This is a genomic window from Synechococcus sp. CBW1107, assembly GCF_015841355.1.
Lineage (GTDB): Bacteria > Cyanobacteriota > Cyanobacteriia > PCC-6307 > Cyanobiaceae > Regnicoccus_A.
This window is the reverse complement of record NZ_CP064908.1, coordinates 1,814,775-1,837,405: the sequence shown is the minus strand read 5'-3', so window position 1 is coordinate 1,837,405 and position 22,631 is coordinate 1,814,775. Positions and strand designations below refer to the sequence as shown.

18 protein-coding genes, 1 tRNA gene and 2 pseudogenes are annotated in these 22,631 nt (G+C 67.2%); 12 read left to right on the top strand and 9 right to left on the bottom strand.

Translation table 11 applies throughout. The annotated features are described in order from the left end of the window. Nucleotides 1-12 precede the first annotated feature (12 nt). From I1E95_RS09560 to I1E95_RS09545, 4 genes and pseudogenes are all read right to left on the bottom strand, one after another. A pseudogene (locus tag I1E95_RS09560) lies at nucleotides 13-408 on the bottom strand (cysteine peptidase family C39 domain-containing protein); the annotation flags it as partial. A 1,102-nt stretch (nucleotides 409-1,510) separates the two neighbouring features. Then, a complete protein-coding gene (locus tag I1E95_RS09555; RefSeq protein WP_197161718.1) occupies nucleotides 1,511-1,840 on the bottom strand; it encodes a hypothetical protein in 330 nt (109 codons plus the stop codon). 238 nt (nucleotides 1,841-2,078) lie between these two features. After that, nucleotides 2,079-2,151, bottom strand: a tRNA-Ile gene (locus I1E95_RS09550). 16 nt (nucleotides 2,152-2,167) lie between these two features. Further along, nucleotides 2,168-2,785, bottom strand: coding sequence for an occludin/ELL family protein (locus tag I1E95_RS09545; protein WP_231594534.1), 618 nt, complete (start codon nucleotides 2,783-2,785; stop codon nucleotides 2,168-2,170). A 147-nt stretch (nucleotides 2,786-2,932) separates the two neighbouring features. On the opposite strand from I1E95_RS09545, the gene pyrE reads away from it, so the two are divergent. Both pyrE and I1E95_RS09535 read left to right on the top strand, forming a co-directional pair. Then, nucleotides 2,933-3,523, top strand: coding sequence for an orotate phosphoribosyltransferase (gene pyrE / locus I1E95_RS09540; protein WP_370594540.1), 591 nt, complete (start codon nucleotides 2,933-2,935; stop codon nucleotides 3,521-3,523). Between the two features lie 19 nt (nucleotides 3,524-3,542). Then, nucleotides 3,543-4,508, top strand: a complete 966-nt coding sequence (locus I1E95_RS09535) for a folate-binding protein YgfZ (RefSeq protein ID WP_197161715.1) — start codon at nucleotides 3,543-3,545, stop codon at nucleotides 4,506-4,508. Here the strand turns inward: I1E95_RS09535 and I1E95_RS09530 are convergent. Next, nucleotides 4,397-5,989 carry a TM0106 family RecB-like putative nuclease gene (locus I1E95_RS09530; protein ID WP_197161713.1) on the bottom strand — a complete coding sequence of 531 codons (1,593 nt, stop codon included), beginning with the start codon at nucleotides 5,987-5,989 and terminating at the stop codon, nucleotides 4,397-4,399. The genes I1E95_RS09535 and I1E95_RS09530 overlap by 112 nt on opposite strands. A 102-nt stretch (nucleotides 5,990-6,091) precedes the next feature. Here I1E95_RS09530 and I1E95_RS09525 point away from each other — a divergent pair, with 102 nt between their 5' ends. The 3 genes from I1E95_RS09525 to I1E95_RS09515 are packed head-to-tail and all read left to right on the top strand — an operon-like array spanning nucleotide 6,092 to nucleotide 9,410. Next, nucleotides 6,092-7,588, top strand: a complete 1,497-nt coding sequence (locus I1E95_RS09525; protein WP_197161710.1) for a phosphoglucomutase/phosphomannomutase family protein — start codon at nucleotides 6,092-6,094, stop codon at nucleotides 7,586-7,588. Next, a complete protein-coding gene (gene rdgB, locus I1E95_RS09520; protein ID WP_197161707.1) occupies nucleotides 7,585-8,223 on the top strand; it encodes an RdgB/HAM1 family non-canonical purine NTP pyrophosphatase in 639 nt (212 codons plus the stop codon). The genes I1E95_RS09525 and rdgB overlap by 4 nt, the downstream gene beginning before the upstream one ends. A gap of 44 nt (nucleotides 8,224-8,267) precedes the next feature. Beyond that, a complete protein-coding gene (locus I1E95_RS09515; protein ID WP_231594533.1) occupies nucleotides 8,268-9,410 on the top strand; it encodes an HAD family phosphatase in 1,143 nt (380 codons plus the stop codon). On the opposite strand, the pseudogene I1E95_RS16900 reads toward I1E95_RS09515, so the two are convergent. Continuing rightward, nucleotides 9,375-9,746: pseudogene (locus tag I1E95_RS16900) on the bottom strand (hypothetical protein); the annotation flags it as partial. The gene I1E95_RS09515 and the pseudogene I1E95_RS16900 overlap by 36 nt on opposite strands. A gap of 652 nt (nucleotides 9,747-10,398) precedes the next feature. Between I1E95_RS16900 and I1E95_RS09510 the strand changes: the two are divergent. From I1E95_RS09510 to I1E95_RS09485, 6 genes are read left to right on the top strand one after another with little or no spacing between them, the layout of a single operon-like run. Beyond that, nucleotides 10,399-11,904 carry an arylsulfatase gene (locus I1E95_RS09510; protein ID WP_197161701.1) on the top strand — a complete coding sequence of 502 codons (1,506 nt, stop codon included), beginning with the start codon at nucleotides 10,399-10,401 and terminating at the stop codon, nucleotides 11,902-11,904. A 26-nt stretch (nucleotides 11,905-11,930) separates the two neighbouring features. Then, on the top strand, nucleotides 11,931-12,914 hold the full coding sequence (locus I1E95_RS09505) for a formylglycine-generating enzyme family protein (RefSeq protein WP_197161699.1): 984 nt from the start codon (nucleotides 11,931-11,933) through the stop codon (nucleotides 12,912-12,914). A 3-nt stretch (nucleotides 12,915-12,917) separates the two neighbouring features. Continuing rightward, entirely contained in the window at nucleotides 12,918-13,316 is a 399-nt protein-coding gene (locus I1E95_RS09500) for a DUF1622 domain-containing protein (protein WP_197161696.1), read from the top strand. Nucleotides 13,317-13,332: 16 nt separating this feature from the next. Next, nucleotides 13,333-13,719: a YidH family protein gene (locus I1E95_RS09495; RefSeq protein ID WP_197161693.1), complete on the top strand. Its 387-nt coding sequence runs from the start codon at nucleotides 13,333-13,335 to the stop codon at nucleotides 13,717-13,719. Between the two features lie 5 nt (nucleotides 13,720-13,724). Further along, nucleotides 13,725-14,609, top strand: a complete 885-nt coding sequence (locus I1E95_RS09490) for a bile acid:sodium symporter family protein (protein WP_197161690.1) — start codon at nucleotides 13,725-13,727, stop codon at nucleotides 14,607-14,609. A gap of 12 nt (nucleotides 14,610-14,621) precedes the next feature. Then, nucleotides 14,622-16,295: a SulP family inorganic anion transporter gene (locus I1E95_RS09485; RefSeq protein WP_197161688.1), complete on the top strand. Its 1,674-nt coding sequence runs from the start codon at nucleotides 14,622-14,624 to the stop codon at nucleotides 16,293-16,295. A 34-nt stretch (nucleotides 16,296-16,329) separates the two neighbouring features. Here the strand turns inward: I1E95_RS09485 and I1E95_RS09480 are convergent, their stop codons facing one another. Beyond that, complete coding sequence (locus I1E95_RS09480; protein ID WP_231594532.1) at nucleotides 16,330-18,000, bottom strand: mechanosensitive ion channel family protein; 1,671 nt, start codon at nucleotides 17,998-18,000, stop codon at nucleotides 16,330-16,332. Between the two features lie 96 nt (nucleotides 18,001-18,096). Between I1E95_RS09480 and I1E95_RS09475 the strand changes: the two genes are divergently transcribed. Then, complete coding sequence (locus I1E95_RS09475; protein ID WP_197161685.1) at nucleotides 18,097-19,746, top strand: mechanosensitive ion channel family protein; 1,650 nt, start codon at nucleotides 18,097-18,099, stop codon at nucleotides 19,744-19,746. Here the strand turns inward: I1E95_RS09475 and I1E95_RS09470 are convergent. Both I1E95_RS09470 and I1E95_RS09465 read right to left on the bottom strand, forming a co-directional pair. Continuing rightward, complete coding sequence (locus tag I1E95_RS09470) at nucleotides 19,731-21,509, bottom strand: mechanosensitive ion channel family protein (RefSeq protein ID WP_231594531.1); 1,779 nt, start codon at nucleotides 21,507-21,509, stop codon at nucleotides 19,731-19,733. The genes I1E95_RS09475 and I1E95_RS09470 overlap by 16 nt on opposite strands. A gap of 48 nt (nucleotides 21,510-21,557) precedes the next feature. After that, entirely contained in the window at nucleotides 21,558-22,499 is a 942-nt protein-coding gene (locus I1E95_RS09465) for a mechanosensitive ion channel family protein (RefSeq protein WP_231594530.1), read from the bottom strand. Between the last annotated feature and the right edge of the window lie 132 nt (nucleotides 22,500-22,631).

Genomic DNA, 22,631 nt, shown 5'->3' with positions numbered 1-22,631 from the left:
GGCATTGATGGCCTACGCCTGCAGCAGCAGGCCTCGGTAGGGCAGCGCCAGCTGCAGAAAGCGCAGAAACGGAGCGCGGGGGGCCTCCTCCTGCGCGTTCAGTCGGTGAAGATCGGGCTCCAGCAGATGCATCACGCCGTTGCTCCAGCCCGCCAGGAGATCAGCCCGCGGCAGCCAGCGCAAACCCACGGCAGGATCGGCGATCAGGAACCGCTGGCCTTGGCGCCGATGCAACGCCACCCAGTGCGTGCCTTTCCAGTGGAAGATGGCGGGCAAGGGCACGGCATCCAGCTGATCGAGCAGCTCCGCGTCAGCGCGCACCGCCCGGGCATGGAAGACCACGGCATCCGCTCCGCGCCGCAGACCGAGAAGGCTGGTGCCTGTGGAGCCGGTCCCGACGAGTTCCCGGACCCGGGAGAGGGGAAGACGATTCCCGTACCGCCTCGCGACCGTGGCGACGCAGGCGGCTCAGGAGACCTCCTCGGTGTGCTGGATGACGCAGGCGTAACAAGGCATCCACAGGTGATGGGGACTCCCCCCTAAGGATCACACCCAGCCTGGCCAGACGCCGCACACAGGCTGCTGCCGGTACCTGAAGCGGTGACGGGAAAGCCTTCTCAGGCAGACTCACCGACCCGAAGCAAACGCTCAAACAGCTCCATTCGCTCCAGGCCAGCGAGCGAGGCACGTTTGTGCAGCCTAGACATGCAGCCAGGTGCCGTCGACGGCACCTGGCTCGATCCTGAACAACCTCTTCTGAGGCATGATGGAGACGAATTCGGCAGGGCTTAATCAGTGACATGATCCTGAATGGAGCCATGCAGATTGAGACCCCAAATCAAGTGGACGAGAGATCGTCTTGGACCTTGATGACCTGAGATGCGCTCCTCAATCAAGACATAGGAAACCAGAAGGCCGCTGCGCCATCAACGGCCTTGCATAAGAGGTGTTGCTGTGGCCCAATGTGGAGACTTTAGCCGAGACAGAAGCCAACTCAGGGGCCGGGATTGACTTTTGGGATCAGAGATGCCTGCACTCACATGGCACGTCAGCGTGGAAACCGTTGGTGCCCTTTGCATCGCACGGAATGATGCCACTTTGCACATATGCAGGGGTACCATTGACGCCTCCTTCCAGTTGCAAAGTCCCAACATTCAGAAGAGGATCTGCAAATTCAGGAACAAAGTCAGGCGCCTTAACAGATCCCGACGCACCGAGCTGATTCTGCCCTAGCCCTTTGGCGCCACCCCTAATGATCGCAGCCACACCATCTTCAATGGATTCCAGTAAATTCCGTGGTTCGCAGGTCACGACAAGAAATCAACAACAATTCAACTCGAATTGTTGCAGCTACATCGGGCAGGCCCCGAGCCTCATCACACATCGCAACACACCTCTATTTAACGACATCCTTTGAAGTGATCCAACTGCGGCCTAGCCGCAGCGGTGATGCCAAGACTCATGAATTCATGAATCATCTTCAACCGAACAAACCGGTAAGCGTAAACACCTAATCGTCGTCGTGTTTGCCACCTCCACCTTTGTTGTCATAAGGCTTCTGACGGTAGCGACTGCCGTAGGCGTCGTTGTACCAGCTGTCCTGCACGAAATAGACCGGCCTGTTGCAGGCTTGATATCGCTGGCAATGTTTTCTCCAGTTCTTGGCATGCCCAGGCGGCACCCGCAGGTAGATCGGTTGAACAGTCCTACCCGAACCCCAGTTCCAGTAGCCGGGTTGAATGATCACCGGTTGCGGGTAGAGCAACTGATTCAGGCCGATGCCACTGGGATTAATGGGTCCGTAATACCCGGGCTGGCCAAGCTGGAACGTGACTCCCACCTGAGCCTGGGCGGGAACCGCACCCAGGCACGTTGCCAGGCCAGCGAGCAAAGCAATTGGTGCGAGGCTATGTCGTAGGTCTTTCGTGAATCCCCAGCTGCGTCGGTATCAGTTCCATGGTGGCCAGAATCCATGTCTGAGCCATGTACAGATGGTCGGCAGGTTCCACGGGGATGTGACCAGTTCTGACCAAGGCTGTCTGCAGCAGCCTGGATTGAACAGGCAGGAGTTCGAGGAATGGGGGTCCCGAGGATCGAACTCGGCTCAGGCGGATTATGAGCCCGCTGCATTCACCAGATTGCTAGACCCCCAGGTGATCCGCCGGCCTCACCAGAGGCCGCGCACCGGCTGGCGTGAGGGAGCACTCTCGAAGGGCAGGGCCATCGGGTACTCGTTGGCCCCGGGCTGAGCGGCTTCCACCGGCACCGAGATGGGAGCCACCTGCAGGCTCGCGGAGAAAACCGAAGGGAGATCGGCATTGCGCCAGGGCATCGGGGCGCTCTGCTGCTCCAGCAGGGCCGCGGAGGTGTTGCTGATGGCGGAGGAATCCCAGACCATGGCCTGCTCAGGGAAGCCCAGCCCCATCACGCGGTTGCCCTCGGGGCCACCCATGGCGATGCCGAGGATGTCGGTGATCTGATTGGTGAGGCTGACCCCACGGGCAAAGCTGGAGCGCCAGGTGTAGGCGCGCTGCTGAACCAGTTCCGCGGTGGTCTGGATCGGATCACAGCGGGTGACCTCCACCGGGGCACTGAGCGGCCGGGTGCTGTTGCCGGTGCCCGCCAGGGGGGCTTCAAGGGTGGTGGTGCAGATCACCGGCCCCGCATGGGCGGCGAGCGGGGGAAGGAGAGCCAGGGCGCTGCCGGCCAGGGCGCCGATCACCACGGGCACACCAGGGGCGGCCCGCTCAAGCCGGCTGGCAAAGGGAACAGTGGCTGAGGACATGGCTTTGCGGCAGTTGATGGCTCAGGAGGCCGGCAGGGTGAGGATGGGGCATCACACTCCGATCATCGCGCAAACTAGGCGGCAGAGCGGTGTTCTGCCAGGCGCTTTGGCCGGAGCGCCGCCGCCGCCCGCTCTCTCCCTGCTGCAATGCCACTGACCCCCATCCCCGACACAGCACCGGAGCGCCGCCAGGTGCTGCTGGAGCTGCTGGCCACCAAGGCCTACCGCCACGGCCAGTTCACCCTGGCGTCGGGCCGCAGCAGCGACCACTACGTGAACTGCAAGCCGGTGAGCCTCAGCGGCTACGGCCTGGCTCTGCTGGCCAAGGCCCTGCTGGAGCATGTGGAGGAGGGAGCCGCGGCCGTGGCCGGTCTCACCCTCGGGGCTGATCCCCTGGTGAGTGGCGTGGCCATGGCGGCCGCCCAGGCGGGGCTGCCCCTCGACGCCCTGATCGTGCGCAAGCAGGCCAAGGGGCACGGCACCGGCGCCTGGCTGGAGGGTCCCCTGCCCGTCGCGGGAGCCCGCATCACCGTGCTGGAAGACGTGGTGACCACGGGCGGCTCCTCGCTCAAGGCCGTCGAGCAGCTGCGCCAGGCCGGCTACGTGGTGGAGCGGGTGGTCACGATCGTTGACCGCCAGGAAGGAGGACTTGACGCCATGACCGCGGCGGGCCTGGAGCTGCGCAGCCTGTTACTGCTGGACGAGATCGCCACCACGGCACGGACTTTGCAAGGGTGAGCCCAACGCCGAGCCCGTCATGGACCTGAACCGCTCCACCCCCTCAGGCCCCTGGGGCTGGCGGCCCGCCAGTCCCAGCCGCTGGGACCAGTCCGTGAGCCTGATCCGCCTCGACGGGCCAGACAGCCTGCGTTTCCTCCATGGCCAGAGCAGCCAGGATCTGGAGCGGGCCCAGCCCGGCCAGTGCCTGGCCACCTGCTGCCTCACCCCCACCGCCCGCGTGCGCGGCCTGGCCGAGGTGCTGGTCGACGCCTCTGGTGCCTGGCTGGTGATCACCGCCGGCGACGGGGCCGCCATCCATCAGGCCCTTGACCGGGTCCTCTTCCCCGCCGATCAGGTGTCCCTGGGGCCGCCGCTGGCGGGGACGCTGTTCACTCTGGAGGGAGCCGGCACCATGGCAGCACCCGCCGTGGGCTGGCAGCTGCCCGGCCATCGGCTGGTGCTGAGGGATGGGGAGTGCCTCCCCGCTGAGATCGTGGCCATCCCGGCCCTGGGGCCGATCCAGACCGAGCGCTGGCGCCTCAGCCAGGGGCGGCCGCAGGCCCCCAACGAGATCAGCGAGGAGGTGAACCCCTTCGAGCTCGGCCTGGCGGATCGGGTCAGCCTCAGCAAGGGCTGCTACGTGGGCCAGGAAACCCTGGCCAAGCTGGCCACCTATGACGGCGTCAAGCAGCAGCTGCGCCGCTGGTGCTGGCAGGAACCGGCCCCCACCGACGCTCCCGCGGACACCGCCAGCGACGATCAGCGACCGGTGGTGGGGGCGGTGCTGCGCACTCCCGGCGGAGAGCGGGCGGGACGGATCACCTCCAGCCTGCGGCTCAACGCCGGGCCCGATGGCCGCAGCCTCTGGCTGGGGCTGGCCCTGGTGCGGCGTCAGGCGCTGGAGGAGCCGCTGCTGGTGACCGGCGCGGGAACCACCCTGGAGATGTCGGTGCCCACGGGGGTGGTGCCCCCACCTGTGGGGGCGGGCGGCGCGGCGTCCTGAGCCAGCAGCCAGCTGGCCACCGCCCAGGTGGCCAGGCCATCGTCGTGGTTATAGCGAAAGATCCGGCGCAGGCCATGCAGGCTGCCCCGGCCCGCCGGGGTGCCATCCCCCCGCCACTGGCGCCACCAGAGCAGGCAGCGGGCCCCGTCGACCCCCTTCTGGCTCCAGGAGAACCCCAGCCAGCCGGCCACCGCCTTGAGGCCATAGCTGTTCACCGGCAGCAGCCAGTGACGCCGCAGCCGCTGGTGCAGATCCACCAGGCGCCGGCGCAGGTCCGCCAGCTCCCGCTCACTGGCCCCCTGGCGCTGGGCCAGGCGCACCAGGGCAATCGATTCGGTTTCGCCGTAATGAAGAAGGGGCCAGTCGGGGGGGCTGGCCGCCAGCAGCCGGCGCAGGCGCTGCCAGAGCCTGGCCTCGCCGTGCTCATGCAGGGCCAGCAGGGGGCGGTAGCGGCCGACGCTGGCGGCCAGCCCTGCGGGCCAGCGGCCATCGGCCTGCCGCTCGATGCGCAGGAAACCATGCAGAAAGTCGTCGCGGGCGTCGGGGTCGGATTCGATGTCGTACACGAGAACCCCGCTGGCGCTGTCCAGCTCGGGCAGGGCCGTGGCCGCCTGATGGGGCTCCACCGGCAGGCGCAGGGGTTCCCCCCGCTGCTGGACGCGGGCCTGGGCCACCAGCCGCGCGGCCACCTCGCGGTGCTGCTCTCCGTGGACCTCCAGCGCATCGGCCAGAGCCTCTGGATCAGCCGCGGCCAGGGAACTGAGCTGCGGCAGGCCCAGTTCGATCAGCAACTCACGCCGCTTGGCGCCGATGCCGCTCACCTCGCTGAGGTGGCCCTGCGCGGCCGCCTCGCGGTCGCAGAGGCCGCGCCAGGAGCAGAGCACGCATTTCTTGCGATCGCTCACCAGGGGGGGGGGCTGGGGGCGATCCAGATCCGCCGCCAGCCTGGGGAGCGTGTCCTCCAGCTGGCGCTGGAGCCCGTCCCCAAGTGCCAGGCGTTCCCGTTCCAGCCGCCCGGCACCGATCGCCACCACCAGGCCATGGCTGACCGGACCCTGCTGCCACCCCGAAAGCAGCTGTCCCCACAACCCCATCACCAGCCGGTGCTCGCGGGTGAGGCGGCGCCCCTGCCGGGCCATCACGGGCTGGTAGGCGTAGTCCCCCCAGCGGCTCTCCCCGCTGCTGCGGCGCAGGAGCGGGGGATGGGCCTCCAGCTCCAGGCCTGCGGTGCCCCGGCCCCGCAGGCGCACGCCCACCACCGCCGGGGCAGCGGCGGCGCAGGCGGCTTCTCCGGCCAGGGGCCGCTGCTCCAGCAGGCTCACGAAACAGCGTTGCTGATCGTCGAGCTGGAGGGCCCGGTGGGCGCTCCAGAGCCGCTGCCCGGGATCCCCATGGCGATCGAGCCAGGCCCGGCGCCGACAGCGCAGCCAGCTGCGCAGCAACCGGTCGGTCACCAGCCGGTTGGACGGTTCAGCGGGCATGCCAGCAGGCTACGGCGGGCAGTGGTCTGCCGCCAGGCCGGCACCTGCTCCAACCCAGGCCGGCCGGACTGCTGCTACGAGCTACTGAACCCCGCTCCCCCCATGGCTTCTGCCCCCCTGCCCCTGGAGCCCAGTCCCATCCGTTTCGGCACCGACGGCTGGCGCGGCATCCTCGGCGTCGATGTGACCCTGGAGCGCCTGCTGGTGGTGGCCGCGGCCGCGGCCCGCGAACTGGAGCGCGCCGCCCCGCCTGAACTCACGAGCCGCGAGGTGGTGATCGGCTACGACCGCCGCTTTCTGGCACCGGAGCTGGCCGAAGCCATCGCCAGCGCCGTGCGCGGCGCCGATCTCGAGCCGGTGCTCACGGATTCAGCCGTGCCGACACCCGCCTGCAGCTGGGCCGTGGTGGAACGGAACGCCCTCGGGGCCCTGGTGATCACCGCCAGCCACAACCCTCCCGAATGGATCGGCCTGAAGATCAAGGGTCATTTCGGCGGCTCGGTGGAGGAGGCCTTCACCGCCGATGTGGAGAAGCGCCTGGAGGCGGGGGGCATCACCGTGCCGATCCCCGGCGACACCCCACGCTTCGATGGCTGGGGCGGCTACCTGGCGGGCCTGCGCCAGCTGGTCGACACCGGCGCCCTGCGCCGGGGGCTGGAGACCATGGGGCTGCGGGTGATCGTCGATCCCATGCACGGGTCTGCGGCCGGAGGGCTGCCGGCCCTGCTGGGAGTCCCCTCAGGAACCGCTGAAGGAGCCGCTGACGGGTCCGGCGATGCGTGCATCGAGGAGATCCGCTCCTGGCGTGATCCGCTCTTCGGTGGCAACCCGCCCGAGCCCCTGGCTCCCTACCTGGAGGAGCTGATCGACGCGGTGCGGGCCAGCGGCGAGGCCGGCCGGCCGGCGGTGGGGATCGTCTTCGATGGCGACGGCGACCGCATCGCCGCCATCGATGAGCGCGGCCGCTACTGCAGCACCCAGCTGCTGATGCCGCTGCTGATCGATCACCTGGCCAGGGCCCGGGCCCTGCCGGGTGCGGTCGTCAAGACCGTCAGCGGCTCCGACCTGATGCAACTGGTGGCGGAGGGGCTGGGACGGCCGGTGATCGAGAAGCCGGTGGGGTTCAAGTACATCGCCAGCGAGATGCTCGCCGGCGGGGTGCTAGTGGGCGGCGAGGAATCGGGCGGGGTGGGCTTCGGCCTGCACCTGCCCGAGAGGGATGCCCTCTTCGCCGCCCTGCTGGTGCTGGAAGCCCTTGTGGAGGGCGGCCTGCCTCTGGGTGAGCGCCTCGACCGCCTGCAGACCGACCACGGTGGGGGCAGCGCCTACGACCGGCTCGACCTGCGCCTGCGCGACATGGCCAGCCGGCAACGGCTGGAGCGCCAGCTGGCCCAGGAGCCCCCCACCAGCGTGGCCGGCTGGCCGGTGCTGGAGGTGGTGGGCACCGATGGGGTGAAGCTGCGCCTTGGCGACAGCCACTGGCTGATGCTGCGCTTCTCGGGCACCGAACCGCTGCTGCGCCTCTACAGCGAGGCCCCGAGCGGGGAGCGGGTGAGCGAGATCCTGGCGTGGGCCCGCCAGTTCGCGGAAGCGGCATGAACGCCCCCGCCCAGGCGGCCACCCCTAGGGTGCTGGTGATCGCCAGCGGCAACCCCGGCAAGATCAGGGAATTCACGGCCCTGCTGGCCACGGAGGGCCCGGAGCTGGATCTGGAGGTGCGCGGACAGCCCCCGGGCCTGGAGGTGGAGGAGACCGGGGACAGCTTTGCCGCCAACGCCCGTCTCAAAGCCGAAGCCGTGGCACGGATCACGGGGCACTGGGCCCTGGCCGATGATTCGGGGCTGAGTGTGGAGGCCCTCGGCGGTGCCCCCGGCATCCACTCCGCCCGCTATGCCCCCACCGATCCCGAGCGCATCGCCCGGCTGCTGGAGGCCCTGGAGGGGGAATCCAACCGTCGGGCCCGGTTCACGGCAGCCCTGGCCCTGGCTGACCCCAGCGGCCAGACGGTGCTGGAGGTGGAGGGCGTCTGCACGGGTGAGATCCTCAACGCCCCCTGCGGGGAGGGGGGGTTCGGCTACGACCCAGTGTTCCTGGTGCCTGAAGTGGGGCTGAGCTTTGCCCAGATGGCCCCCGAGCTCAAGCGGCGCGTAGGCCATCGCGGCCGTGCCCTGGAAGCCCTGCTGCCGCCCCTGCGGCGGCTGTTCGCGGACGCCGGCAGGAGAACGGTGTGCTGACGCGGGTCCTGACGACGGTTGCTGGAAGCCTGCTGAGCCTGACGATGACGTTCCCTGTGGCGCCCGCCATGGCCAGTCAGGCCTCCACCGCCGGAGCCGCAGAGCCCCTTCCCTCCTGGCGGGACGGTGCCACCCGATCGCGGATCCTGGCTTTCGTCGCCAGCGTCAGCCAGCCGGGAGGGGAGAGCTATCTGCCGCCCGAGGAACGCATCGCCGTCTTCGACAACGACGGCACGCTCTGGTCGGAGCAGCCGATGTACGTGCAGCTGGCCTTCGCGATCGAGCGAGCCCGCGCCATGGTGGCCCAGCAGCCCGGACTCGCGGCCAATCCGGTCATCGCCGCGGCAGCCGCGGCCGGCAACGGGGAGGCCGTGCTCACCATGGGCATCAAGGGTCTGCTGGATCTGGTGGGGATCACCCATGCCGGCATGAGCACGGATGTGTTCCGCGATCTGGTGCGCGAGTGGCTGGACAGCGCCTGTCACCCAACCCTGAAGCGGCCTTACACCGCCCTGACCTACCAACCGATGCGGGAGCTGCTCGAGCATCTGCGCGCCAATGGCTTCCGCACCTACATCGTTTCGGCCGGCGGCGTGGAGTTCATGCGGGTGTTCGCCGAGGAGGCCTACGGAATCCCCCCGGAGCAGGTGATCGGCTCCAGCGTCGTCACCACCTACGCCCTGCGCGGCGGTCTGCCGGTGCTCCTGCGCGAGAGCGAGGTCCAGACGGTCGCCGATCGGGCCATGAAGCCGATCCTGATCGAGCAGCTGATCGGTCGCAGGCCGATCGCCGCTTTCGGCAACTCCGACGGGGATCTGGAGATGCTGGAGTGGACCACCAGCCTGCCGGGCCCACGTCTGGGGGTGATCGTCCACCACGATGACCCCGAACGGGAGGTGGCCTACGACCGCCAGTCCGCCTTCGGCCATCTCGATCGGGCCTTGAGCGAGGCACCCCGGCGGGGCTGGACGGTGGTGAGCATGCGCGACGACTGGGCCAGCGTGTTCACGACCCCTTCTGCGGCAACGGGATCAGCAGGGGGAGTGGTCGACCGCTGCGCCGCGCCGCCGGCCGGCGAACCCAGGGCTGCGGGCGAACGTGGCGCTGGGGAGCTCCCCGAACAACCGGCGGTAATCCCGGGCGAAATGCCCCGGATTGAGGAAGCCCCAGGAGGCCGCCAGCCCTGAGATCGTGGCGTCCCCCGGCTGGGCCTCCAGCAGCCCACGGCGAACGCCATGGAGCCGCTGCAGCTTGAAGTAGGCCATCGGGCCCATGCCCAGGTGCTCCTGGAACCCCTGGATCACGGTGCGGCGGCCGACATACACCTGACGGCAGAGACTCCCCAGGCTGATCGGTTCCAGGGGATTCTCCTCCGCCCAGCGTTGCAACTGCTTGACCAGTTCGATCCGTGCCGGCGGGCGTTCGGGGCAGCCCCGTTGTCTGAGGCCCTGCTCCAGAACGTCCACGAGCAGAGGGACCAGACCGTCTCCACCTCCCTCCGGGTCTGACGACGTCGCGGCCATGACCGGGGATGCGGATGCCTCCGCCTGGAACGACAACTGGTTGAGCAACCAGCGCTGCAGGGGCTCGCGGCTGGTGTCATCGATGGGCAGAACATTGAAGCGGAAGGGCTCCGATTCCAGATCAAGACTCCCCTGACCGCTGCTCCAGCCCGTCAGCATGCCGGGGTTCAGCATCACCACGGCCAGGTCCATCCGCTCGGGAGTGGAGAGGTGGACGTCCTTCTGGGGATCGAGGCCGAACAACACATCGGCACCGATGGCCGTGCCGTGGGCCCGCAGGGGTGGAGCGTTGCGGTCGGGCAACAGGGACAGCGCGATCATCCGCCGGTCCCGTGGTTTGCCGCCCGTCACGTGCAAACAGCGGTTGGCCTGAAGCCGCAGCAACCGCAGCGGCCCAAGCTGGCGGGTGATCAGGTTGCCGCTGAGGCGGCCGTTGGAGAGCTGGAGCAGGCGCAGATCCAGTCCCGCCTCCCGCAGTTGGATTTCCAGCTCTTCGACAGCCTCGAACCTCTGGAGCGGAGCCATCGCCGCTTGCACTTTTTGAGTGGCCCCACCCTGCCATGGGCGCCAGTTTGTAGGTGAGTTCATCAGCGTGCCGGGCCTGGATCCGTCTCCAGCCCCATGCCCGCGTCCTCAACCCCCTCCACCTCTCATGCCCAACGGACAACCCAACATCCTCATCCTCTGGGGAGATGACATCGGCCAGAGCAACCTCAGTTGCTACAGCGATGGGCTGATGGGCTATCAGACCCCCAACATCGACCGCGTCGCCAAGGAGGGCGGCCGCTTCATCCACTACTACGCCGAGCAGAGCTGCACCGCCGGCCGGGCCGCCTTCATCTCCGGCCAGAGCGTGTTCCGCACCGGTCTGAGCAAGGTGGGGCTGCCAGGAGCCGAGCTGGGCTATCGCCCCGAGGACCCCACCATCGCCGAGCTGCTCAAACCGCTGGGTTACCGCACCGGCCAGTTCGGCAAGAACCACTTCGGCGACCGCGACGAGCATCTGCCGACGATGCACGGCTTCGATGAGTTCTTCGGCAACCTGTACCACCTCAATGCCGAGGAGGAGCCGGAGCTGCGTGATTATCCCAAGCCGGAAGACTTCCCCGATTTCAAGAAGAACTTCGGCCCCCGCGGTGTGCTGCACTGCTGGGCCAATGGCGACGGCACCCAGCGCATCGAGAACACCGGCCCGCTCACCAAGAAGCGCATGGAAACCGCTGATGAAGAGTTCATCAAGGAGGCCAAGCGCTTCATTGGCGACGCAGTGGCCTCCGGTGAACCGTTCTTCGTGTGGTTCAACACCACCCACATGCACTTCCGCACCCACGCGCGGCCCCAGGACATCGGCCAGTCGGGGCGATGGCAGTCGGAGTATCACGACGTGATGATCTATCACGACAACTGCATCGGTCAGATGCTCGATCTGCTCGATGAGCTGGGTGTCACCGATGACACGATCGTGATGTACAGCACCGACAACGGGCCGCACATGAACAGCTGGCCCGATGCCGGCATGACCCCCTTCCGCAACGAGAAGAACTCCAACTGGGAAGGGGCCTACCGGGTGCCCGCCCTGGTGCGCTGGCCCGGCAAGATCGCTCCGGGAACTCTGTTCACGGAGATCGTGAGCCATCTCGACTGGCTGCCCACCCTGCTGGCGGCGGCGGGGGAACCGGAGATCAAGGAGAAGTTGCTCACCGGCCATCAGGTGGGACGCAAGACCTTCAAGATCCATCTCGACGGCTACAACATGCTCGACTACTGGACGGGCAAGGCCGACAAGAGCCCACGGATCGAGTTCTTCTACTTCTCCGACGACGGCGACCTCACCGGCCTGCGCTACGACAATTTCAAGGTCGTGTTCATGGAGCAGCGGGCCACCGGCACGCTGCAGGTGTGGGCCGAGCCCTTCACGCCGCTGCGGGTTCCCAAGATCTTCAACCTCAAGACCGACCCCTACGAGCGGGCCGACATCACCTCCAACACCTACTGGGACTGGATGCTGGATCACGCCTTCATGCTGGTGCCGGCCCAGACGATCGTGGGGCGGTTCCTGGCCACGTTCCAGGAGTATCCGCCCCGCCAGAAGGCCGCCAGCTTCTCGCTCGAGGAGGTGATGGAGAAGATGACCGCCGCGGCGAGCGGCGGCGGCTGAGGAACGCATCGCTGCGCAGAGTCGCCATGGCCCTGGATCGCTCACCTGCCCCGGCCCTCCGGCCGGGGCGCCCACCGGCGCGGGACATGGCCTGGATCCCCGGGGGCACGTTCACCATGGGCTCCGACCACCACTACCCGGAGGAGGCTCCGGCCCACCGGGTGGTGGTGGAGGGCTTCTGGATCGACCGCTCACCGGTCACCAATGCCCAGTTCCGCAAGTTCGTGAAGGCCACGGGTCACGTGACCCTGGCCGAGCGGCCGGCGGATCCGGCCGCCTACCCCGATGCCCTGCCGGAGCTTCTGGCTCCGGCCTCGATCGTGTTCGTGCCACCGCCCGGACCGATCGGCACGGGCGACCCCTACCGCTGGTGGCAGTACCTGAGCGGGGCGAACTGGCGCCACCCCGAAGGACCCGGCAGCTCGATCAGGAGCCGCGAGCACCATCCTGTGGTGCATGTGGCCCATGAGGATGCCGTCGCCTACGCCACCTGGGCCGGCAAGCAGCTGCCCAGCGAAGCGGAATGGGAGCGGGCCGCCCGGGGCGGCGTGGAGGGGACTGAGTTCGCCTGGGGGGAGGAGCTCCACCCCGGCGGCCGGCCCATGGCCAACACCTTTCAGGGGGACTTCCCCCATCACAACAGCCTGCTCGACGGCTGGGAGCGCACCTCGCCGGTGGGAGCCTTTCCGCCGAACGGCTACGGCCTGCTCGACATGATCGGCAATGTGTGGGAGTGGACCGACGACTGGTACGCCGGCCACGGCGCCACCGTGGCGGCCCACAAGCAGGCCGGGGGCTGCTGCACAATCGAGTCCCCTCGCGGGGCCTCGCGGCAGGAGAGCATCGACACCGCCTCCCAGCACGGCACCATCCCGCGCAAGGTGGTCAAGGGCGGCTCGTTTCTCTGCGCTCCCAGCTACTGCCGCCGCTACCGCCCTGCCGCCCGCATGGCCCAGGGGATCGACACCTCCACCTGTCACATGGGTTTTCGATGCATCGTGAGGAGCTGAACCATGGCTGTTGAAACCCTGAACAGCTGGCTGGAGGGCATGGCCGGTGGCCTGCGCTTTCTTCTGGAGGGTGTGTCCGTGGTGTGCGTGGCCGTGGGCTTCCTGGCCACCCTGGGCGAATCCCTGCGTCTTCGCGGCAGAGGCCAGCCCCAGGGACAGCGCTTCAACAGCATCCGGCTGCGCTTCGGCAGCTGGCTGTCGATGGCGCTGGAATTCCAGCTGGCCGCCGACATCGTGGCCACCACCACGGCGCCCTCGAATGAGAATCTGATCAAACTGGCGGTGGTGGCCGTGATCCGGACCTTCCTCAATGTCTTCCTGGGCCGGGAGGTTGAGGCGGAACAGAAACTGGAGGATGCCAGGCGCGAGCGGATGGCCCACCTGGCCACCACGGCGGGCTGATGAGAATCCTCAACTGATGGGAAACCTCAACAACGAGCTGGCCAAGGAGCGCAACCGGGCGGCCGCCGAGCGCACGATGATGGCCTGGATCCGCACCTGCCTGTCGCTGATCAGTTTCGGCTTCGGTCTCGACAAGATCATCGGTGCGATCAACCGCAGCCGCTTCGATGGCAGTGGCCATGCCGGCCTGAGCGTGCGTCTGGTGGCGATCGGCTTCGTGCTGATCGGCATCCTGGCGATGGCGGCGGCCACCCGGCAACACCTGCGCACGCTCAAGCTGATCCGCCGCGACGACTTCGTCTATGTCGATCAGCGCTCGATCACGGTCTTCACTGCGATTGCGCTCACCGTCATCGGCATCGTGGCGTTTGCCTTGCTGGTGACCGGCACTCCGGTCGGATGACTCCCATGCCCCAGTCCGCAGCGTTGCTGGTCACGGCCACCATCGTGACCCTGATGTTCAGCCTTGGTCTCGGGCTGAAGAACTACCCGTTCGTGCTGCTCAGGGACCGCCCCGGTTTCCTCTGGCGGGTGATGCTCGGCACCTGCCTTCTGGTGCCTCTGGCCGGACTGGCGCTGGTGTTGCTGCCCTTGCAGGGGGTGCTGACACGGCCTGCGTGGGTGGCCATAGCCCTGATGCTGGCGTGTCCCAGCGCCCCGCTCATTCTGTTCCGGGTGCGCGGCAGTGGCGGCACGGCGGAGCTGGCGGCGCGCCTGCAGATCACGGCGGCGCTGCTGGCCATCGTCTCCATCCCCCTGATGGCGGTCGTGTTCAAGGCCAGCGTCGGCCTGTTCGGCTGGGAGGTCGACGGGTGGGAGATCCACCCGGCCCAGGTGGCGATGCAGGTGCTGCAGGTGCAGGTGCTGCCCGTGATCGCCGGTGTGCTGCTGGGGCAGTGGCAGCCGCAGCTGGCCCAGCGTTGCAGCCGTGCTCTCGGTGCCCTGGCCACTCTGCTGCTGATGCTGATGCTGGTGGCGCTGCTGGGGCTGAGCGGCAGGCAGCTGGTGCCCTTCCTCCAGCAGAACCTGCTGGCCCTGGTCGCGATGGCCGGCCTCAGCGTGTTCAGCCTGGCGATCGGCTACGGGCTGGCCGGACGGGATCCCCTGGAGCGGCGCACGGTGGCCCTGGTGACGGGAATGCGCAACACCGGCCTGGCGGCGCAGCTGGCCCTGACCTACCAACCAGGGATGACTGAGCTGATTCCCGGGATCCTCTCCTATGTGTTGATCACGGTGATCATCTCCACCCTGTTTCTGAAATGGCAGCAGCGTGAGATCGCCGGATCCGCCTGAGTCGTCCCCCCCATGGCTCAGTTCCCTGCGTCTCTTCTGATCAGCGGTTACCGGCGTGAGCTGGGGAAGGCCGATCTGGCAGCCGGACTGACCGCCGCCGCGGTGGTGCTGCCCAAGGCGATGGCCTACGCCACCATTGCCGGACTCCCCGTGCAGGTGGGTCTGTACACGGCCCTGGTGCCGATGGCGGTCTATGCCTTCCTGGGCAGCTCGAGGCCCCTGAGCGTCAGCACCACCACCACGCTGGCGATCCTGGTGGGCAGCGAACTGAACCGGCTGACACCGACCGGCGAGCCCGGCGCCCTGGTGGCGGCCAGCGCCACCCTGGCCCTGCTGGTGGGAGCCATGCTCTGCGGCGCGGCCCTGCTGCGGCTCGGTTTCATCGCCAACTTCATCTCCGAGTCGGTGCTGGTGGGCTTCAAGTCCGGCATCGGCGTGGTGATCGTGGCTGATCAGCTGCCCAAGCTGCTCGGACTCCATGCCGAGAAGGACGGCTTCTTTCGGGACCTGGCGGCCCTGCTGGGGCAGATCTCCCAGGCCTCGGTCGCCACGATCCTGCTCTCGGCGGCTCTGTTCAGCCTGCTCTTCAGCCTCAGGCGGCGATGGCCGTCCGTGCCGGCCCCGCTGGTGGTGGTGGCCGTCGCCATCGCCAGCAGCGCCCTGCTGGGGCTTGATCGCCTCGGCGTGGAGCTGGTGGGCGCGGTGCCCAGGGGCCTGCCCGGCCTCACCTGGCCCCGGCTCGATCTGCTTGGTGGGCTCTGGCCCGGGGCGGCGGGCATCGCCATGATGAGTTTCACGGAAAGCATTGCGGCGGCACGGGCCTTCCGCGCCGGCGACGAGCCCTCTCCGGTTCCCGACCGGGAACTGCTGGCCCTGGGGCTCGCCAACATCGGTGGCGGGTTCTTCGGGGCCATGGCCGCCGGTGGTGGCACCACCCAGACCGCCGTGAACCGCCAGGCCGGCGCCCGCAGCCAGGTGGCCGAGCTGGTGACGGCGGGGACGGCTCTGGCCACGTTGCTGCTGCTGGCCCCCTGGATCGCCTTGATGCCCCAGGCCGCCCTGGCGGTGGTGGTGATCGTGTACTCCTTCGAGCTGATCGCACCCGGCGAATTCCTGGCGATCCGTCGCGTGCGTCACATCGAATTCCGCTGGGCGGTGGTGGCCTTCCTGGGGGTGGTGTTTCTTGGAACCCTCAAAGGCATCCTCGTGGCCGTGATCCTCTCCCTGCTGGCCCTGGTTCAGCAGGAGGTGAACCCACCGGTGTATGCCATCGGCCGCAAGCGCGGCACCGATGTGTTCCGGCCGCTCTCAGCCAGGCACCCCCGCGATGAGACCTGGCCTGGGCTGCTGCTGCTCCGCGCCGAGGGACGCCTGTTCTTCGCCAATGCCCAGGGCGTTCTCAGCAGGATGCGCGCCGAGGTGGATCGACATCAGCCCAGGGTGGTGGTGCTGGATGGCAGCGCCGTGATCGACCTGGAATACTCCGCCCTCAAAACGCTCACCGAAGCGGAGCGGCGTCTCGACGGACAGGGTGTCAGCCTCTGGCTGGCGGGACTGAATCCCACGGTGCTGGACATGATCCGCCGCTCGGAGCTGGGCGCCCGACTGGGGAAGGAGCGGATGCACCGCAACATCGAGCGTGCGGTGGAGCACTACCTCGCCGCGCAGCAGGACGGGATCGGGTGATCAGCTGAGCGATCGAACCGGCTGGGGCGATGGATCAGACTTTGGGAACGGTGCTGGCATTGCCGTTGCGAATGGCGTGGTAGCCCGGCGAGAGGATCTCCACCCCGGCGGCCGCGAAATGGTCCTGCAGCGCCGCCAGCACGTCAGAGAGGGTTTCGCGGTAGGTGTCCGCTCCGATCACGAAGGCATTGAGCTCATAGCTGATATGGAAATCATTCAGGGAGGTCTGAATCACGTAAGGCTCCAGCTCATCACTGATTCCCTTGACACTCTTGGCCGCCGCCAGCATCAGTTCGTGCACACGGCGCCAGGGAACGTCGTAGCCGATGGTGATCGTGGTGGCGATCGCGACGGGCTGCTGGATCTCACGCCGCGAGAAACTGAAATTCACCACCGAGGCGCCGATCACCATGGCGTTGGGAATGCTCACCAGCTCATTTCTTGGCGTGCGGACCCGGGTCACGAGCAACGCCCGTTCCTGCACCACCCCCACCGTGCCGTTGATGTCCACCCGGTCGCCCAGGCGGAACGCACGGGTGTAGATCAGCATCAGCCCGCTGATGATGTTGGTGGCGATGGCGCTGGAGCCGAGGGCTGCCAGCGCACCCACGAACAGGCCGGCCCCCTGGAAGGCCTTGCTGCCGGATCCAGGGATGTAGGGGTAGGCCAGCACCACCCCGATCAGGGCAATGAAGATCGTGGCCAGACGGGCCGTGGGCAGGGCCCATTCCTGGTAGAACCCCGGAATGCGCACCCGGCCCCGCTCGAGGGCTGAGAACCAGGCGTTGCTGGCGCGGATCGCCATCACCGTGACCGCCGCGATCAGCAGGATCGAGACCAGGTTCGGAAGCGCCCCGACCGCCACGTCAAAGGCGCTGCGGATCACCCCCAGAATCTGCTGACGCAGGCCATCGGCAATCCCCTGGGTGGGCGGGAACAACCCCAGCAGCAAGGGAACCAGCAGGTAGCTGATCAGGAGCAGCAGCGACCAGTGGATGACCCGGCGGACCAGCTGCAGGATCTGGCGGATCTGGACGGATTCGAGCAGCTGATTGGAGCCGACGCGCAGGCCCTGAAGCGCACGGTTCTGATCAAGGTCGATCCATCGGGTTGCCCAGCGGTTCAGCTTCGACTGGGTGCGGATCCAGAACAGGTAGATGACGAGCACCAGCAGGGCCAGGGCCGTTCCCTTGATCCAGGCGATCGGCGTGCGGCTGCGCCTGTAGGCGGTGACGGCGCTGACCAGACGGCTGCGGTACGTCTCGGCCAGCTCCTGGCGGCTGATATCGAAGCAGGCCGCCACGCGGTCATCGACGGCCAGGAACCGCTCCGTGCCGCCGTCGGCGCGGGGGCGCAGGAGGAAGGTGTACGGCGGTGCATCCTCGATCATGAGGCGCTCGGGCTGGAACGACGGGCTCTCAGCCAGGCGAGCCAGCTGCTCCGTCGCCCGCCGGGCGAACTCCTCCGGGTCCTGGGCTCCAATGGTCGAGCGGATCTCCAGCACCTTTCGGCCATCAAGGGTGATGAATGGGGGAGACTCGATGCAGTGTTCCTTCTCGGCGGCCGGGCTCGACTCCTTCTGGGCGTGAAGCGGCAGTGGCGAGACCAGCCCCAGCACCAGGGACACCCCCAGGGCCAGCGCCACCAGAACAGCGGAGCGCAATCGGCGGGCCTGGCCACCTGATCGCACCAGGGGAGGCGTCACGGCTGGTTCAATCAGACTGAATGGGGATCATGGTGCACCCTCTCCACACCCACAACCAGTGAATAGGTTGCCCGAAGCCTGGGGAGGAGTCAGCCCATGAATCCGACAGTCCCAGGCCCAGGTGTCGCGGGCCGCAGCTGGCTCCGATCGCGGGGATGGTTCTGGCCGGCCGTGCTGCTGGTGGCGCTGCTGGTGAGCCTGCCGTCGGCGTCACCCGGCCGGGCCGCGGCTGAGGTCCCTGCCGCCCAGGTGGAAGTGGACGGGGCCAGCCTGTTCCAGGTGCGGAGCTCGAAGGACTACAGCGCCGAGCAACGGGCGGACGCGGCCAATGACCTGCTCCAGAGAGCCGCCCGCAACCCCAGGCCAGCTGTGCTCCAGGTGGTGGAGCGCAATGGGCTGCCGGTGATCAGCCTCGATGGCAAGCCCCTGCTGACCGTGACCCGCCTGGACGCGGCGGAGGGCCTGAGTCCGCAGGACCAGGCGGAAACCTGGCGCCGCCGCCTGGGGGAGGCCCTGGAGCAGGGACGCCTGCAACGGCAGCCCGCCTACATCCAGCGGATGGGGCTGCGCTCGCTCGCCCTGCTGCTGGGGGCTTTCCTGTTGCAGCGCCTGCTGGGAAGTCTCTTCCGGCGGGCCTTCCCGCAGGCGTGGCCCCATCCGGGCGCCGATGGTGAGCTGATCCCAGGGAAGGCGGGCAGCGGCTTCCTGATCCGGGCCCTGCTGCGCAGTCTTCAGGTGGCGGTCTGGATCAGCGTGGCCGGCACAGTGGCCGACCTGTTTCCGCTCAGCCGGATGGCCTTGCAGCGGCTGCGTGACGCGCTCTCCGACAGCCTCGCCTCCCCCTTCCTGCCTCTGGGGGAACGCAGCTACTCGGTGCTGGATGTGATCGTGCTGATCACCCTGTTCCTGGCCCTGGCCAAGGGGCTGGGGGTGCTGCAGCGGCTGCTGCGCACCCGCGTGCTGCAGTACACGGGGATCGGTAAAGGCGCCCAGGAAGGGATCGCCTTCGTGGTGCAATACGCCCTGCTGTTCGTCGGCTCACTGGTGCTGCTTCAGCTCTGGGGGCTCGACCTGAGCTCCCTGACCCTCTTCGCCAGCGTGTTCGGTGTGGCCCTTGGCCTTGGACTGCAGGGTATCACCAAGAACTTCATCAGTGGCCTGATCATCATCTTCGAGCGCCCGATCCAGGTGGGTGATTTCGTCGAGATCGGCGAGCTTCAGGGCACGGTGCAGAAGATCAGCCTGCGCAGCACCGAAGTGGTGACCCTCGATCGAATCGCGATCATCGTGCCGAATGCCGAGTTCCTCGAATCCCAGGTGGTGAACTGGAGCCATGGCAGTCCCACGTCCCGGCTGATGCTCCCCATCGGCGTGGCCTACGGCTCGGATTGCACCGCCGTGCGCAATGCCCTGGTCGAAGCCTGCAAAGACTATTCCGGGATTCTCCAGGACCCGAAACCGAAGGTGTTCTTCACCGGCTTCGGCGACAGCTCCCTGAACTTCAGTCTGCTGGTGTGGATCAACCAACCCATGCGTCAGTACGAGATCATCAGCGATCTCAATTTCCGCATCGAGGCCGTTCTGCGTCACCGCGGGATTTCAGTCCCCTTCCCCCAGCGGGATCTGCATCTGCGCAACGACAGCCTGCAGCTGTCCCTGCCCCCCGAACTGAGCGAGGGGCTCAGAGCCCTGCTGGCGGATCGTGGCCAGCCCTCCGCCGCACCGTCCGATCAGGACGGGACGTAGGGAGGTGGCACCGTGCTGGCGCGGCCACTGCGAATGGCGTGATATCCGGGCGAGAGAATCTCCACCTGGGCCAGCGCGAACTGATCCTGGAGAGCCGCCAACAGGTCCGAGAGAGTCTGGCGATAGGTGCTCACATCCCGGACGAATGCATTGAGCTCGTAGCTGATGTGGAAGTCGTTGAGGGAGGTCTGGATCACGTAGGGCCTGAGCTCATCGGTGATCCCCTCAACGCTGTGGGCCGCTGCCAGCATCAGCTCATGCACCCGGCGCCAGGGCACGTCGTAACCGATGGTGATCGTGGTGGCCAGGGCCACGGGTCTGGCGATCTCACGGCGGGAGAAGCTGTAGTTGAGGATCGACGCCGCAATCACGGTGGCATTGGGAATGCTCACGAGTTCGTTCCGCGGGGTCTGAAGGCGTGTCACCAGAAGGGCACGGTCCTGCACCACGCCAATGGTGCCGTTGATCTCGACACGGTCGCCTTCGCGGAAGGCACGGGTGTAGATCAGCATCAGTCCGCTGATGATGTTGGTGGCGATGGCGCTTGATCCCAGAGCCGCCAGCACACCCAGCAACAGGCCGGCCCCCTGGAAGGCCTTGCTGCTGGAGCCGGGGATGTAGGGATAGGCCAGCACCACACTGGCCAGAATGATCAGGATCGTGGCCAGCCGCGCCGTGGGCAGGGCCCACTCCTGATAGAAGCCGGGTATGCGGATGCGGCCGCGATCGATGGCCTGAAACCAGGCATGGCTGCAGCGATTGACCAGCACCGCGATCACCAGGATCACAAGAATCGAGACCAGATTCGGGATCGTGGCCACGATCGCGGCCAGCAGACGGCCCACCAGCGCCAGGATCTGACCGCGCAAGCCTTCGGCGATCCCCTGCGTGGGCGGGAAGAACCCCAGCAGCAGCGGAATCAGCAGATAGCTGATCAGCAGCAGCAGGGCCCAGTGCAGCACCTGAAGCAGCAGCTGCAGCGACGCACGCAGCTGAACGGGATCCAGCAAGTGTCCGCTGCGTTGCTGGACCTCCGCGAACAACCCGGCTTCCTGGGCCCCGATCCAGGTGCGCAGTCTGTTGTGGAGACGCCGCTGAAGACGCACCCACAACACATAGAACCCAAGCACCAGCAGGGCCAGCGCCGTGCCCCTTGCCCAGGCTCCTGCGGTGTGACTGCGGCGGTAGTCCGCCAGCGCCTGACGCAGGCTGTCGCGGTAACGCTCAGCCAGCTGCTGGCGTTTGAGCCCGAAGCAGGCCGCTCCGCGATCGTCCACCGCCAGACTGGCCGTGAAGGATCCGTCCCGCTGGATGCCGATCAGGCTGTAGGGGGGATCGTCGCGGACAACGATCTGCTCAGGGCGGTAGCTGAGGTTGGAGGCCCACAGCTGCAGCGCCCGGCTGCCGCGGCTGGCCAGCGCCGTCCGTTGCTGAGCGCCTGGAGCCGAGCGGATCTCCAGCACCTTCCTGCCATCGAGCTGAACCCACTCCGGGGTGCTGGAGCAGTGTTCAGGCATGCTTTCGGCAGGAAGCACCTTCAGTGGGCTGGCCATGGGCGCGCTGGCCAGCCCTGGCAGCCCCGGCACGAGCAGCACGAGCAGCACGAACTGCACGAGCAGCAGCGCCAGCAGCCGTTGCGGCCGGACGGATCCAGGCCAGAAACGCCGGAAGCCCACACCGCTCACCCTGACCATACCGACATGACGACACCCTCGCCCCATGGCCATCGCCACCATCGCAATCGATGATTCTGAGCGCGTCATGGCCACAGGAGAGGCTCCCCTGGCGATTCTTCATTGAGCATCAGCGCCTTAACTTCTTTCCGGGGCCTTGCCATCGTTGAGGCGTACATCGAGCGGGGGAATCTCCACCAGATGGACCGTGGTGGAAGCGATGCCGATCCGACCCTGACTGGCCTCGAACGCGTCCAGGATGTTGGTGTAGAGCAGATCTTTGGTGATGCGCCTGCGTTTGCAATCCACGATGTAGCGCACGGTGAAGGACAGCCAGTTGTCGGTCACCACCAGACTGACGGCCGGCTCCAGACTGGCGGACTCGAGCAGATAACGCCGGATCAACTGCTGCCAGGCCTGGCGGGAGGCCTGCATCAACTCGTCGGTATAGAGATCGTTCACCGCCTGCTCGAGAATCGTCCGGGCCAGACGATGATCACATCCATGTTTGACCGGCACCTTGATCTCGTCCCAGAGGAAAGGGAAGTCACCGGAGTAGTTGAAGACAGGTTCCTTGAAGACAAAACTGTTGGCGATTCGCACCACCCGACCGCTGTAGAGATCGGAGTCGACCCATTCGCCAAGCTCCATCATGGTGGTCCTGAGAATGCCGATGTCGATGACATCCCCCTTGATGCCGCCGAGCTGGACACGATCTCCTGGCTTGTAGAAACCCCCAAAGGAAATCGCAATCCAGCCGGCGACACTGCCGATCACCTCCTGCAGAGCGAAGGCGATGCCGGCACTGGCCACACCGATCGCCACCGTCAACCCCACCAGCCGGTCGCGGTAGACGAGCGACACCAGCAGGATCGCCGCCAGATAGCCCCCGAAGGTGATCAGCTTGCGGCCGTAGTAGCGGCTGTCCGAATCCTTGAGATTGCGGGTGATGTAGTGCTGGGCCAGGCGCACAGCCAGGACGATCAGCACCAGACCCACCAGGGCCGCCATCAGTTTCTGAATCCCTGGTTCCTGCCACCAGGGAACAGCCAGGACCAGCTGGGGCAACAGCGCTTGCACCGGACGCCGACGACGAGGAGAGCTCCAGCTTCGCCCCTGGACCAACGAATCAGCCTGGAGAATGAGCTTAAGGTGGCCAGTTCTGATCCGCTCAGGCCATCACACCGCTTCTTCCCACGGGTCTGAGCAGCC

Coding starts and splice junctions, on each gene's coding strand:
- I1E95_RS09545 (WP_231594534.1), bottom strand. CDS start 2,785: ATGTCCTCAGCCACTGTTCCCTTTGCCAGCCGGCTTGAGCGGGCCGCC.
- pyrE (WP_370594540.1), top strand. CDS start 2,933: ATGCCACTGACCCCCATCCCCGACACAGCACCGGAGCGCCGCCAGGTG.
- I1E95_RS09535 (WP_197161715.1), top strand. CDS start 3,543: ATGGACCTGAACCGCTCCACCCCCTCAGGCCCCTGGGGCTGGCGGCCC.
- I1E95_RS09530 (WP_197161713.1), bottom strand. CDS start 5,989: ATGCCCGCTGAACCGTCCAACCGGCTGGTGACCGACCGGTTGCTGCGC.
- I1E95_RS09525 (WP_197161710.1), top strand. CDS start 6,092: ATGGCTTCTGCCCCCCTGCCCCTGGAGCCCAGTCCCATCCGTTTCGGC.
- rdgB (WP_197161707.1), top strand. CDS start 7,585: ATGAACGCCCCCGCCCAGGCGGCCACCCCTAGGGTGCTGGTGATCGCC.
- I1E95_RS09515 (WP_231594533.1), top strand. CDS start 8,268: ATGACGTTCCCTGTGGCGCCCGCCATGGCCAGTCAGGCCTCCACCGCC.
- I1E95_RS09510 (WP_197161701.1), top strand. CDS start 10,399: ATGCCCAACGGACAACCCAACATCCTCATCCTCTGGGGAGATGACATC.
- I1E95_RS09505 (WP_197161699.1), top strand. CDS start 11,931: ATGGCCCTGGATCGCTCACCTGCCCCGGCCCTCCGGCCGGGGCGCCCA.
- I1E95_RS09500 (WP_197161696.1), top strand. CDS start 12,918: ATGGCTGTTGAAACCCTGAACAGCTGGCTGGAGGGCATGGCCGGTGGC.
- I1E95_RS09495 (WP_197161693.1), top strand. CDS start 13,333: ATGGGAAACCTCAACAACGAGCTGGCCAAGGAGCGCAACCGGGCGGCC.
- I1E95_RS09490 (WP_197161690.1), top strand. CDS start 13,725: ATGCCCCAGTCCGCAGCGTTGCTGGTCACGGCCACCATCGTGACCCTG.
- I1E95_RS09485 (WP_197161688.1), top strand. CDS start 14,622: ATGGCTCAGTTCCCTGCGTCTCTTCTGATCAGCGGTTACCGGCGTGAG.
- I1E95_RS09475 (WP_197161685.1), top strand. CDS start 18,097: ATGAATCCGACAGTCCCAGGCCCAGGTGTCGCGGGCCGCAGCTGGCTC.
- I1E95_RS09470 (WP_231594531.1), bottom strand. CDS start 21,509: ATGACGCGCTCAGAATCATCGATTGCGATGGTGGCGATGGCCATGGGG.